This window comes from Ruminiclostridium cellobioparum subsp. termitidis CT1112, assembly GCF_000350485.1.
Lineage (GTDB): Bacteria > Bacillota > Clostridia > Acetivibrionales > DSM-1351 > Ruminiclostridium > Ruminiclostridium termitidis.
This window is the reverse complement of sequence record NZ_AORV01000021.1, coordinates 65,053-77,990: the sequence shown is the minus strand read 5'-3', so window position 1 is coordinate 77,990 and position 12,938 is coordinate 65,053. Positions and strand designations below refer to the sequence as shown.

The window sequence follows — 12,938 nt, the reverse complement described above, 5'->3', positions numbered from 1 at the left end:
AAAGTGAAGATATTTCTGATGTTTAGAGGTTGAGTTTATGGAGTTGATTATAGCGGATTCCGCAGGTTTTTGCTTTGGTGTCAATAATGCGGTTAAAATTGTTTTTGATCTGGCAGCCGAGACAAATGAGAGAATATACACCCTGGGGCCAATAATTCATAATGAGCAGGTGGTGGATAAACTGGCTGAGCATGGGGTTGTTACAATAGATAACCCCGATGAAGCAGAAGGACCCGCCAAGGTAATAATCAGAGCACACGGCGTAGGTCCGGGTACGATAAAACAACTGCAGGAAAGAGGCCTGGAAGTAGTTAATGCATCATGTCCCTATGTTGTAAAGATTCAAAAACTTGTAAGTGAGAAATATAAAGACGGTTATCAGATAATAATAATAGGGGATAAAAAACATCCTGAAATAATTGGCATTAACGGATGGTGTGATAATACTGCGTATATAATAGAGACAGATGAACAGGTTAACAGCCTGCCCCACATGGAAAAAAATATTTGTGTTGTGGCTCAGACTACATTTATTCGAGAAAAATGGGAAAAAATTATAAAGAGTTTAAATAAAAGGTTTGAAAATGTTATAAAATTTGATACAATATGTAATGCGACAGACAAAAGACAAGTTGAAGCAGAGAAAATTTCAAAAGAAGTTGATATGATGTTGGTCATAGGAGGCCTGAACAGTTCAAATACCAATAAACTTTATGAAATCTGCAGATCAAATTGTGAAAGAACTTACAAAATACAAACAGCCAGTGACATTCCACCGGTTGATATAAAAAAATTTAAAAAAATTGGTATTACTGCAGGGGCGTCAACACCTGACTGGGTAATCAAGGAGGTTATTCATAAAATGAGTGAATTAGATAAACAGGATTTTGAAATGAGTTTCGCGGATGCGTTCGAGAGCTCACTTGTGACTTTGACAACAGGTCAGATTACTAAAGGAAGAATTATCGGATATAATCAAAGTGAAGTATTTGTTGATTTGGGCTTCAAATCAGATGGAATAATTCCGATTCAGGAATTTTCAAACGATCCGGACTTTAATCCTGAAAAATCACTTAAGGTTGGCGATGAAATTGACGTTTTTGTTGTAAGAGTTAACGACGGAGAAGGTAATGTTGTTTTAAGCAAAACCAAGGTTGACGCTGTCAAAGGCTGGGATACAATAGAAAGTGCATTTGAAACCAAGAAACCTGTTGCCGTTAAAATTACCGAGAAGGTAAACGGCGGAGTAATAGGTATTTCCAGCGGAGTGAAGATATTCATTCCTGCATCACAAATCAGCGACAGATTTGTTAAGGACCTTTCCGAATTTGTAAAACAGGTATTGCAGGTACAGATCATTGAAGTAAACAAGCAGAAGAGAAAAGTGGTTGGTTCTTCAAGGGTATTGATTGAAAAGAACAAGGAAGCGGCTTCAAACGAAATCTGGAACAGCATTGAAGTAGGAAAGACCTATAACGGTGTTGTAAAGAGCCTCATGGATTTTGGTGCCTTTGTTGATATAGGAGGAGTTGACGGACTTGTCCATTTGTCAGAGCTTTCCTGGAATAAAATAAAGCATCCGTCAGAAGTTGTAAAGGTTGGAGACGAGGTAGTGGTTTCGGTTCTTGAATTTGACAGGGACAAGAAGAGAATTTCCCTCGGCTACAAGAAACAGGCTGACAATCCATGGAATAAGGCTGCTGAAAAATACGAGGTTGGTAATGTTATAACCGGAAAAGTTGTAAGACTTGTACCATTCGGTGCTTTTGTGGAAATAGAACAGGGCGTTGACGGTTTGGTTCACATATCACAAATTTCCAATGTACGTTTGGGAAAACCGGGAGATGTCCTGAAGGTTGGACAAATGGTTGAAGCAAAAATTACCGAGCTTGACATAGAAGCTAAAAAAATCAGCCTAAGCATTAAAGAAGTGAATCCTATCGATCCTGTTGGTGCAAAAAAGGAAGAAGCAGCTGTTGAGCCCGGTGAAGAAATTCCAACCGAGCATAAAGAGGAAATGACCAATACCATCGGTGAAAGCTTAACAGATGAAGATAATAAATAATTATTAATCTGTTCAAAATAAAAGGATGTACCTCGGTACATCCTTTTATTTAAGTATTGGAAATAAATGTAATATACAGTGTTCTATTATGGTAATGAGTGCAGCATTAAAAACATGAATGGATACATACTTATAATATACTAATATTAGGAGGATATATTATGGATTATGAGGGTTTTAAAGAAGAAATCCTTAAAATGACCAAAATAAATCTTACTCTTTATAAAGAAAAACAGATGAAGAGAAGAATAGATGCCTTGATAAAGAAAAATAACTTCAATACATATAAAGAGTACGTTCAGGCTTTAAAGGACAACAAGGATTTATTTAAAGAGTTTATAAATTATCTGACAATAAATGTATCGGAATTTTACCGCAACCCGGACCAGTGGGCTGTGCTTGAAAAGGAAATATTCCCGCTGCTGATGAGCAGGAATAAAAAGTTAAACATATGGAGTTCGGCGTGTTCCACCGGAGATGAACCATACACGCTGGTCATGGTTTTAAATAAAATGCTGCCGCTCAGCTCAATAAAAATACTTGCCACCGATATAGACATGGGCGCCCTGGAAAAAGCAAAAACCGGAATATACACCTCTAAGAGCCTTGAGAACCTTCCAAAGGAAATGAAGGAAAAATATTTTACCATGGTGGGTGACAATTACAGGGTTAAGGATGAAGTAAAGAATTGTGTGGAATTCAGGCAGTTTAACCTGTTAAGGGACCCATATCCAACGGGTATGGATCTGATCGTTTGCAGGAATGTTTTAATATACTTCACTGAAGAAGCCAAAAACGATATCTACAAGAAATTTAACATGTCTCTGAACCCACAGGGAATTCTGTTTGTTGGCAGCACAGAACAGATGATTATGGCCAATAAATACAATTTCAAGTCGGTAAAGACGTTTTTCTATGTAAAGGACGCCGACAGCTTTAATTTTGGCTGACAGACGTGAAATAAAATTATTTATAAAGTATCAAAGTCAAATTACTTTTGATTTAGTTATATTACTAAAAATAAAAAGAGTTTGAAAATATAATTTTCAAACTCTTTTGGTGCGGATAACAGGAGTTGAACCTGCATGAAATTTCTCTCACATGAACCTGAATCATGCGCGTCTGCCAATTCCGCCATATCCGCGCGAACTTGAACCGCATATGTATTTTACTATAAATGTTTACGTAAATCAATAGGAAAATAAATATTTTTTAAGGAGGAATTTTATGAATGGCAAACTTGAGCAGTTTAAGCATGGTATAAAAGACAAAAAGGTAGCTGTGCTGGGTATTGGAATCAGCAATATTCCTTTAATTAAATATCTCGTAAATTTGGGTGTGGATGTGACGGCTTTCGATAAAAATACTTCGGAAAATCTAAAAGACGCATACGCTGAACTCCAGGGGCTTCCTGTTAAGTATAGCCTGGGTAACGAATATTTATCAAGATTGGAGGGTTTTGACCTGATCTTCAGAACTCCGGGTATGAGGCCGGATGTACCTGAACTGGCCGAAGCCATTGCCAAAGGTGCAGAGCTTACATCAGAAATGGAAGTATTCCTCAAATTGTGTCCTGCACAGGTTTTTGCAGTAACAGGCAGCGACGGGAAAACGACTACTACCACACTGATATATAAAATATTGTCTGCAGAGGGATATAACTGCTGGCTGGGAGGTAATATCGGAACTCCTCTGTTAAGCAAAATAGATGAAGTCAGGGAAAGCGATAAAGTCATCCTTGAATTGAGTAGTTTTCAGCTTATGACCATAAAGGAGAGTCCCTCGGTTGCTGTCATAACAAATTTATCCCCAAATCATCTGGACGTTCATAAATCACTGCAGGAGTATATAGATGCCAAGAAAAACATTTTTCTGCATCAACAGGCGGGAGACAAACTTGTGCTGAATTACGACAATGATATAACAAAGTCCTTTTCAGATGAAGCCATAGGAGAATGTGTTTATTTCTCAAGGGCGGCGGGCCTGGAAAAAGGTGTAATATTCAGAGACAACAAGATAATTTTTAAGGATCAGGGCAGGGAGGTTGAAATAGTTGATGCCGATGATATAGTAATACCCGGAGTCCATAACATTGAAAACTATATGGCCGCAACCGCGGCAACATTTGATTATGTAAAGCCTGAAACCATTGCAAAGGTGGCGGCTGGTTTTGCAGGTGTGGAGCATAGAATAGAGCTGGTGAGAGAAATAAACGGTGTCAAGTTCTACAACAGCTCAATAGACAGCAGCCCATCAAGAACAATAGCTGCCCTCAGTACCTTCAAAAACAGGGTTATATTGATTGCTGGAGGAAAGGATAAGGGAATACCTTATGATCCGATTGGACAGATTATAGCCGAAAAGGTGAAGGTTCTGCTGCTTATAGGTGCCACTGCTCCAAGAATAGAAGAAGCATATAACAATTATGTCCACCAGACCGACATTGAGAGCGAAGTGAAGATAATTCACTGCGGCACTTATGAGGAAATCGTATCCAGAGCATACAGCGAAGCCGTGCCGGGAGATTGTGTAATCCTATCTCCTGCAAGTACCAGTTTTGATATGTTCAAGAACTTTGAGCAGCGGGGAAATGTGTTCAAGGAACTGGTCAGCAGACTGAAATAAATATGACAATCATTGCACACAAAGCGCTTACTTGAAATAGTGCGGTTTACAACAAGTATTTTTTGATGCAAATTTCAGTAAGCACTTTTACAGTGCTGTTCTTTGAAAGCCATGATATATAAGTAATATCAATTATCCGGTTTTTTCTCGGTAAGGTTTTTCCAGTAGCGTTTGGGTATGAAGGACTTTTGAAGTTTGGGATTATATCTGCTTTTAATGGCAATATGCTTGAAGTAATTCTTCCACAGGTCCTGAAATCTCATTTCTTCTGAATGAAGCTCCGGAATACTGGTCAGATCCATATATGAAATAATCATTCTTTTGGTGTTGTAAAGGGATGCCAGGTTCCTTTTAGTATCGTGAATAATCCAGTTCTGGTCTGCAAAACGCTCCTTGAAATGGGGAGAGATAAAGGTGATGATGTTATGGTCGGGATGGATTTTTGCATAATAAATATTGTTTTCAAGCAATTCAAAACGCAGCAGGCCTAACAGCCTGTGGCATTCAATCCCGACTTTTCTGGCGGGCACCAGTACATTCAGTACAGTCTGGTCACCCAACATGGAATCAATTTTCATACCGATTTTGAAGCCCAGCCTGATATATTTTAAAATCCACATTTCACGGCCTTGCAACTCGGAAAAAAAACACCGCTGAATATTATCAAGACTCTCAAGGGATATTTTATTGTAGATTGCCTGTTCAACGGCCTTAGCCTTTGTTTTGTCGGCCGGTATAATCCTATATTCATCAATCAGGTTTTGATTGTAGCTCAGAGCAGACTCAATATTTGTCACAGCCTGCCTGTCGTAATAATAGTGATGGATTGCAGTAAGAAAACAATCCCAGGTCCCGTCATAGATGTATATCACTTAAAAGCAGCCTCCCATCCTGCGGCTGATCGTAATAGCTGAGCCACTCCCTGGTATTTTCCGGTGAACTGAACAAATACAGGTCCGACATATTTTCTCCCAGCCCGCTTTCGTTTAAAGTCGAAAACAGCGACATCTGTCCCGGTACCGCTTTTTTGCCCTGAGGCAGGAGCCTGGCCGACACAAGAGCTTCCTTGACAATATATTCATTTTGACTGAAGCTTTCATAGGTTTTGCCCTGGCAGGTGATAAAATGAGCTGCCCGCTTAAGCACAACACCCATTTTTTTCAGGTTGTCAAAATTAAGTCTTCCGACTCTCCTGGCGGTAATAATCCTCTGGGCCGATTTTACTCCGATACCCGGGACTCTCAGAAGCATCTCATAATCAACTGTGTTGACTTCCATGGGAAACATGTGCAGATTGTGCAATGCCCAGTTTGCCTTTGGATCAAGCTCCACGTCAAAATCTGGATTTGCCTTGCTGAGCAATTCATCGGCTCCGAAACCGTAATATCGCAGCAGCCAGTCGGCCTGGTACAACCTGTGCTCACGGAGTAGGGGAGGCCTGATTATAGCCGGCAGTCTGGGATCTGCCAAAGTGGGCACATAGGCGGAGTAATACACCCTTTTGAGAGAAAATTTATCGTACAGGGCTTCAGAGAGCTTGAGGATACTCAAATCCCTGTCGGGGGTTGCACCCACTATAAGCTGAGTACTCTGGCCGGCCGGTACAAAGTACTTGCCGGAATTTCTGCGTGAAAGCTTGTTTGGTGAGAAGTCCCTGTCGGGAAGGTCATCGGGAAAATTACCTTTGAAACCGGAAAAAAATCAGAAGATTTTTCCATAGCATTTTTTTGACGGCCCAACCCGGGTTCCCTGTGTTCCATGATACCCCGGCTGATCTGCTGCATGGGTTTCAGCAGTGCCTTGACGGGTTTCTGAGGTGCAAGCACCTCGAGACCTCTGTCAGAAGGCAGTTCTATATTCACACTCATGCGGTCAACATACGTACATGCTTCATGAATAAGCCGTTCATCGGCTCCCGGTATTGCCTTTATATGGATATAACCGAAAAAACCTTGTTCGTTCCGGAGCCTCCGGACAATTTCAAGCATCAGTTCCATGGTGTGGCTGGGATTTTTAAGCACAGCAGAGCTGAGAAAAAGACCTTCGATGTAATTTCTCCTGTAGAAATTCATGGTGAGATCTATCACTTCATCAGCGGTAAAACTGGCTCTCGGAATGTCATTCGAGGCTCTGTTCACACAGTATACGCAGTCATACATGCATTCATTTGATAAAAGAATTTTCAGCAGTGAAACACACCTGCCGTCATCGGACCAGGTATGACAAATACCGGCAGCATGGCTGTTTCCAACTCCATTTTTATTATTCCTTGTCCCGCCGCTGGAGGAGCAGGAGACGTCATATTTGGCCGCATCGGCCAAAACACTGAGTTTTTCCAGTAAATCCATAAAAAATTCTCTTCCGTGTATTATTTTAATATTTGCTGTTAATACATCATTTAAAAAACAAATAAACGCTTCTTAACAGTTTTACCATTCAATTAAATTATAACACATTTAAAAGAAAAAATCAAACATATGTTCGGAATTGATATTTATATAACAAAGATATATAATACAATTTATTAGGCTTTTTTCAGAGCTTACTCACAGTTATTACAGTTAAATATATTAATTTAAATTAATTTATAAATGGCAGGGATAAGTACATTTACTTTTGCAAAAATATCAGCAGCATAATTTAGTGTATCTTGAATTGCCGGAAAAGGAGATAAGGTATGAGAGCAGTTATAACTGTTATTGGGAAGGACAGGGTAGGAATAATTGCGGGAGTCAGCAATATTTTAGCAGACAGCAATGTCAATATACTCGATATCACTCAGACAATTTTACAGGATGTATTTACCATGATTATGCTTGTAGATATATCAAAATGTAATATTCACTTCCATGAGCTTTCCGAGAAGCTGGAAAATAAGGGAATTGAACTTGGATTGAAAATCCAGATACAGCACGAAGATATTTTTAACTCCATGCATAGAATATGAGGTGAATGCTTATGTTAGGTCCTTTTGAAGTATTTGAAACAATAAAAATGATACAAAAAGAAAATCTGGATATCAGAACAATAACCATGGGTATTTCACTCAGAGATTGTTCGCATCCCGATATAGATATTTCCTGCAGGAAAGTTTATGACAAAATTACAAGGTATGCGGAAAAGCTTGTTATTACCGGAGAGAATATTGAGAGGGAGTACGGCATTCCCATTATTAACAAAAGGATCTCTGTGACTCCAATAGCACTTATAGCCGAAAGCTGTGAAAGTGCCGATTATACAAAGTTTGCAAAAGCAATGGACAGAGCTGCCCAGACTGTTGGCGTAAATTTTATAGGCGGATACTCCTCGCTGGTGCACAAAGGCTATACAACCGGGGACAAGAGACTGATAACCTCCATACCTGAAGCTCTGAGCGAAACAAAACTGGTATGTTCGTCGGTTAATGTAGCTTCAACAAAAGCAGGAATTAACATGGATGCTGTTGCGGAGATGGGAAGGGTTGTGAAGAATGCGGCACAGCTCACCGCCGACAGCGGAGCTCTGGCCTGTGCCAAGCTGGTGGTTTTTGCCAACGCAGTTGAAGATAACCCGTTCATGGCGGGAGCCTTCCATGGAATTGGTGAACCGGAATGTGTTATAAATGTCGGAGTAAGCGGTCCCGGCGTTGTCAAATGCGCTCTTGAAAAAGTTAAGGGCGAGGATTTTGGTGTTGTGGCAGAGACAATTAAAAAGACTGCTTTCAAAATAACCAGAATGGGTCAGCTGGTTGCACAGGAGGCCTCACGAAGACTGAATGTGCCCTTTGGCATTGTTGACCTGTCACTTGCTCCTACACCTGCAATCGGTGACAGCGTTGCCCACATACTCGAGGAAATGGGGCTCGAAAAGTGCGGAACCCATGGTACTACTGCGGCGCTGGCACTGCTGAATGACGCGGTCAAAAAGGGCGGAGTGATGGCATCCTCTTATGTTGGAGGCCTCAGCGGCGCATTTATTCCTGTCAGTGAAGACGCCGGCATGATTGATGCTGTGATTTCAGGTGCTCTTTCCCTTGAAAAGCTTGAGGCCATGACTTGTGTCTGCTCGGTGGGTCTTGATATGATTGTCGTTCCCGGTGACACTTCGGCCGAAACAATTGCTGCCATAATTGCAGATGAGGCCGCAATTGGCGTTGTGAACCAGAAAACCACGGCGGTAAGAATCATTCCCGCCCCGGGTAGAAAAATCGGTGACAGGGTGGAATTTGGAGGTTTGCTTGGCTCGGGTCCTGTTATGAAGGTCAATTCTTTCAGCAGCAGCGAGTTTATCAACAGGGGAGGAAGGATTCCCGCTCCGCTGCACAGCTTGAAAAACTAGACGGCAAAAGGCCGGGTAACTGTCAAAAGGTTGCCTGGCTTTTTTATTGTCCAGGAAAGTGCTAGGTCAGTCCTAATTCTATATATTAGTGGTTGAAGACCTATAATAAACGTTATAGGGTATTACAGCCACCTATGTTCTCCCTGAAAAAGAATAGCAAAATTATCAGTCATTTTGAGTTTGTATAAGTATAATATTACATAGGTGCGTTCAATTAACCCGTTGCATAACGCATTAACTATCCGGATTTTGTATTATTGGAGGCAAACTTGCTAAACAGACTGAATAAGCTTAATTCCACATTCTTTAAAATAATGGTTATTCTTTTACCGGTTATAGTTGTTTTTCTCATATACTTTTTCAGAGATTCTTTGATTTTCTTGGGAACAAAATTTCCGGCATGTCCGAGCTATACCTATCTCCATGTATACTGTCCCGGCTGCGGGAACACCAGGAGTGTCCAGCATCTTCTGTCGGGAGATATAGCCGGATCTATAAGATATAATCCTGTACCAATATTCGGTATTATTCTTATATTGCTGGCATATATTGAACTGTTGTGCGCAACCTTTAAAAAACATGTGAAGCTTGTGCCAAGGAGCAAGCGGTTCTGGGCAGCTATAACAGCCTTCTTCATCATATATTTTGTCATAAGGAATTTTATAAAAATATTTTGAAAATGAAACTGCGTTTTTGGCTAAATGTACAAAAAATGCAGTTTTTTAACATATTTTGGCGAAACTTATTGTAATATCTGTGAATAAATGTTAATATATTAGGATAAAAATATTTCACAGGGGTAAATATGAAAAAGTCCATAACTAAATCAATTGTTTTTACTGCTTTTCTGATTTTATTTGTACTTTCAAATTTGACTGTTTCGGGTGCATCAAGCCTCAAAGTAACCGTCAATGGCAAAGCGGAGGATATCGGAACAGCTACTGTCGGGAAAACGGTTTATGTTGATATAGCCGCCCTGTCTCAAATCCTGAATCTGAATGTAACTCAAAACAATAATTCAATTAATATATCCAATAAAAATGAAGATGTAATTCCTGAGATTATTAAGGAAATCAGTCCTTCTGTTGTTGGAATCATAGGTAATACAAAAGCAAAGGAAGGCTCTGCCGAAGGTCTTGCCCTGGGTACGGGTGTCGTCATAAAGTCAGGCGGCGAAATACTGACCAATGCTCATGTTGTAGAGGACATGACAAGGATTGTCGTTGTATTGTCCGACGGCAGCGGTTATGATGCCAGGATCAAGTATATTGATAAAAAAGCTGACCTTGCTGTGATCAAGATTGATAAAATCGGTCTGTTTCCGGCAAAGTTCGGAGAGGCTTCGGATATTATTATAGGGAAAACGGCAATTGCAATCGGTACACCTTTGTCCTTCCAGAATAGGAACAGTGCTTCGGTTGGTGTAATCAGCGGACTCAACAGAAGTATCGACGGTTTTTACGAATATAAGCTCATTCAGACAGATGTTGCCATAAATCCGGGCAACAGCGGCGGTCCGCTGGTCAACATGGCAGGAGAGGTGATAGGAATTAATTCAATTACCACGCTGAATGCACAGGGTTTGAATTATGCAATTCCAATAGATACAATTCAATTTGTACTCGATCATTTTTATAAATACGGCATGGTAAAAAGGGTCACACTTGGCGCCGAATATGATGAGGATAATGTTGCCTTGTACGGACTGCCCAGTAAAAAGGGTTTGAAGGTCATCAGTATCAAAGCCGGTTCATGTGCCGAGAAATACGGGCTGAAAAAGAATGACTATATTTATAATGTAAACGGCAAAGCGGTAAATACCACTGTGGATTTAAATGAGGCCTTAAAAGGGCTGCTTCCAGGTAACAAGGTAAATATCAATATCCGCAGAGATGGAAACGAACAAAGTATCATTGTTGTTTTGGATGAACTGAAAAATTAGTTTTGTAATCCAAATCTAATAATCTAAGTTAGTAATCTATGTTTTATAACTACGGGAGGTCACAATGAAAAAGTCAGTTGCAATTTTCAGCTTTATTTTGTGTTTTTTGTTAGCACAGTTTGGTGCATTTGCTTCGGATACGCCAATTGAGGATAAGAGCTCCACAGAAATATCGGTTTCATTCAAAGCCGGTTCGGATACTTATCTGGTAAACGGCAAAAATGTTAAAGCCGAACCCAGTGCTCAGACAGGCGGGAAGACCTTTGTGCCTGTAAAGGTAATAACAGATGCTCTTGGAGCCTCTCTTAAAGTGGATCTAAAGACCAAAATCGCAGTAATCACCTATAATAGCGTTGATATTACACTTACTGAAAAGAAAAAGGAAGCCATAATTTCCGGAAAAAAGGTAACTATCGATGCAGCTCCCTACATAAAAAATAATTCTTTTATGGCATCCATTTCTTCTCTGGCAGACATTTTGGGCGCTGATGTAAAAACCTCAGACGGAAAAATCACTTTTCTGAAGGAAATAGCCAACCCGAACAGTATCAAGGATTTCAGTGCACTTATTAAGGATACCAACAAGTCCAAAGTCGGAGACAGCTATTACAAATGGTCAATGCAGCTGCCGGATGACCTGAGACTGGAATACCGGAATTTTAACGGAACAACTAATGAATTTGTGGCTGCCGACGAATCATATTTCATTTCAATTTCTATATATGACCGTAATAAAGAAAATGATATGGATAGCATCGCCAATGATATTTTAGACGAATTGTATGATTATACTCTTATAGATTATGAGATTAAGAGAAAGAACGGCACAGAGTTTCTTGATTTTGTGTATAGGAACAGTTATAGCACATATCAGGAAAGAGTATTCCTCACCAATACAAAAATTTATGACATAGTTATCGGAACCAAAAATAATGTATCGTATTCGGATGAAAAGTACGGGAATATCATGGAGTCTTTTAAACTTACATTCAGCAGAGATGGAAGCACCGAGGACTTATCGGATGTTAATGCGGACGGTTTCAGAAAATACCAGGAGACCGGATTAAACTGGTCAATCAATCTTCTGCCAGATTTGAGAGAATCAAAGGATAATAATATTCAAAACAGGGTTTATTTCTATGGTAAAAATGACTTTTCCTTTTCTGTTAAGATATATTCACTTGATAAGGGTGAGACCCTGGAGTCATTGACAGAAAATTATGAAAAGGAAGATTCCGATTATTTTAATCCTGAATTATATAAAATACTGAAAAAAGAAAACGTGGTAATTAATGGAGTAAAGTGACAATAAAGTTTATTATTCAATGAAATATAAGAATGAAACCCATTACGGATGTGACATATTTCTTGTAGATAAAAATTATAAATATCTGTTATGGTATGAAGTATCCGAGGAGGATTACAGAAATGCAAACCTGATGAAGAAAATTGAAGGAATGGTCAATTCTTTTACCATCAGGGAAATTGATGCAAAAACTGTCGGTAAACTGTTGGATCCGGATAAAGTTGTTCTGTCGGATAAAAAAAGAACTGTTTCGGGTGATACATTTTCCATGGATGTCCCTATTAATTGGAAAAAGAATATAGATACCGATATGTTAAAAAATTATGGCAATGATTCATTGTCAGTGACAGTTACGGTAATTGATAAAGGAGATAATTCATTTACTGAATTTACTAAATTTCTTGAGGAGAATATGTCGGATTTGGGTTATAAGGTCAATACCAATACAACAGTCAGCGAAAAAGGTGTTACATGTAAAAAATACATTGTCTATTATACAAGAAATGATATCGAATATAGAGATGAAGTATACATATTCCAAAAGGGAAATAAAATTATGACAATAGATTTGATAGCCGATAATTTATTCTATGGGACCAAAAACAGTAAGATATTAAATGATGTTTGGCAGTCCTTTACTCTGAAATAATTCGAAGGCCTGGTTCACAGAACCAGGCCTTTTT

General features: G+C 39.4%; 10 protein-coding genes, 1 tRNA gene and 1 pseudogene. 9 read left to right on the top strand and 3 right to left on the bottom strand.

From position 1 onward, the window contains the following. The first annotated feature begins 37 nt into the window (after positions 1-37). Together CTER_RS04825 and CTER_RS04820 are read left to right on the top strand one after the other, a co-directional pair. Positions 38-2,065 (top strand): bifunctional 4-hydroxy-3-methylbut-2-enyl diphosphate reductase/30S ribosomal protein S1, encoded by a 2,028-nt coding sequence (locus CTER_RS04825; RefSeq protein WP_004624096.1) that lies wholly within the window; start codon positions 38-40, stop codon positions 2,063-2,065. Between the two features lie 161 nt (positions 2,066-2,226). After that, a complete protein-coding gene (locus tag CTER_RS04820) occupies positions 2,227-3,015 on the top strand; it encodes a CheR family methyltransferase (protein WP_004624221.1) in 789 nt (262 codons plus the stop codon). A 107-nt stretch (positions 3,016-3,122) separates the two neighbouring features. Here CTER_RS04820 and CTER_RS04815 read toward each other — a convergent pair. Further along, positions 3,123-3,209: transfer RNA gene (locus tag CTER_RS04815), tRNA-Leu, on the bottom strand. A gap of 83 nt (positions 3,210-3,292) precedes the next feature. On the opposite strand from CTER_RS04815, the gene murD reads away from it, so the two are divergent. Beyond that, positions 3,293-4,690 carry a UDP-N-acetylmuramoyl-L-alanine--D-glutamate ligase gene (gene murD, locus CTER_RS04810; RefSeq protein WP_004624232.1) on the top strand — a complete coding sequence of 466 codons (1,398 nt, stop codon included), beginning with the start codon at positions 3,293-3,295 and terminating at the stop codon, positions 4,688-4,690. Positions 4,691-4,818: 128 nt separating this feature from the next. Here murD and CTER_RS04805 read toward each other — a convergent pair whose 3' ends face one another. Both CTER_RS04805 and CTER_RS04800 read right to left on the bottom strand, forming a co-directional pair. Then, a complete protein-coding gene (locus tag CTER_RS04805; RefSeq protein ID WP_004624088.1) occupies positions 4,819-5,562 on the bottom strand; it encodes a TIGR03915 family putative DNA repair protein in 744 nt (247 codons plus the stop codon). Continuing rightward, positions 5,546-7,038, bottom strand: a pseudogene (locus CTER_RS04800) (putative DNA modification/repair radical SAM protein). The gene CTER_RS04805 and the pseudogene CTER_RS04800 overlap by 17 nt, the downstream one beginning before the upstream one ends. A 329-nt stretch (positions 7,039-7,367) precedes the next feature. Between CTER_RS04800 and CTER_RS04795 the strand changes: the two are divergent. The 6 genes from CTER_RS04795 (at position 7,368) to CTER_RS26780 (ending at position 12,904) form a co-directional block, all read left to right on the top strand. After that, positions 7,368-7,637: an ACT domain-containing protein gene (locus CTER_RS04795; protein ID WP_004624039.1), complete on the top strand. Its 270-nt coding sequence runs from the start codon at positions 7,368-7,370 to the stop codon at positions 7,635-7,637. An 11-nt stretch (positions 7,638-7,648) separates the two neighbouring features. Continuing rightward, entirely contained in the window at positions 7,649-9,007 is a 1,359-nt protein-coding gene (locus CTER_RS04790; RefSeq protein WP_004624183.1) for a PFL family protein, read from the top strand. Between the two features lie 269 nt (positions 9,008-9,276). Then, entirely contained in the window at positions 9,277-9,684 is a 408-nt protein-coding gene (locus tag CTER_RS04785) for a DUF2752 domain-containing protein (RefSeq protein WP_004624271.1), read from the top strand. Positions 9,685-9,812: 128 nt separating this feature from the next. After that, positions 9,813-10,949 carry a S1C family serine protease gene (locus CTER_RS04780; protein WP_004624139.1) on the top strand — a complete coding sequence of 379 codons (1,137 nt, stop codon included), beginning with the start codon at positions 9,813-9,815 and terminating at the stop codon, positions 10,947-10,949. Positions 10,950-11,013: 64 nt separating this feature from the next. Next, a complete protein-coding gene (locus CTER_RS04775; protein WP_051066524.1) occupies positions 11,014-12,255 on the top strand; it encodes a copper amine oxidase N-terminal domain-containing protein in 1,242 nt (413 codons plus the stop codon). 19 nt (positions 12,256-12,274) lie between these two features. Then, positions 12,275-12,904 carry a hypothetical protein gene (locus CTER_RS26780; RefSeq protein WP_051066522.1) on the top strand — a complete coding sequence of 210 codons (630 nt, stop codon included), beginning with the start codon at positions 12,275-12,277 and terminating at the stop codon, positions 12,902-12,904. Positions 12,905-12,938: the final 34 nt, after the last annotated feature.

Coding starts and splice junctions, on each gene's coding strand:
- CTER_RS04790 (WP_004624183.1), top strand. CDS start 7,649: ATGTTAGGTCCTTTTGAAGTATTTGAAACAATAAAAATGATACAAAAA.
- CTER_RS26780 (WP_051066522.1), top strand. CDS start 12,275: ATGAAATATAAGAATGAAACCCATTACGGATGTGACATATTTCTTGTA.
- CTER_RS04795 (WP_004624039.1), top strand. CDS start 7,368: ATGAGAGCAGTTATAACTGTTATTGGGAAGGACAGGGTAGGAATAATT.
- CTER_RS04775 (WP_051066524.1), top strand. CDS start 11,014: ATGAAAAAGTCAGTTGCAATTTTCAGCTTTATTTTGTGTTTTTTGTTA.
- CTER_RS04820 (WP_004624221.1), top strand. CDS start 2,227: ATGGATTATGAGGGTTTTAAAGAAGAAATCCTTAAAATGACCAAAATA.
- CTER_RS04825 (WP_004624096.1), top strand. CDS start 38: ATGGAGTTGATTATAGCGGATTCCGCAGGTTTTTGCTTTGGTGTCAAT.
- CTER_RS04780 (WP_004624139.1), top strand. CDS start 9,813: ATGAAAAAGTCCATAACTAAATCAATTGTTTTTACTGCTTTTCTGATT.
- murD (WP_004624232.1), top strand. CDS start 3,293: ATGAATGGCAAACTTGAGCAGTTTAAGCATGGTATAAAAGACAAAAAG.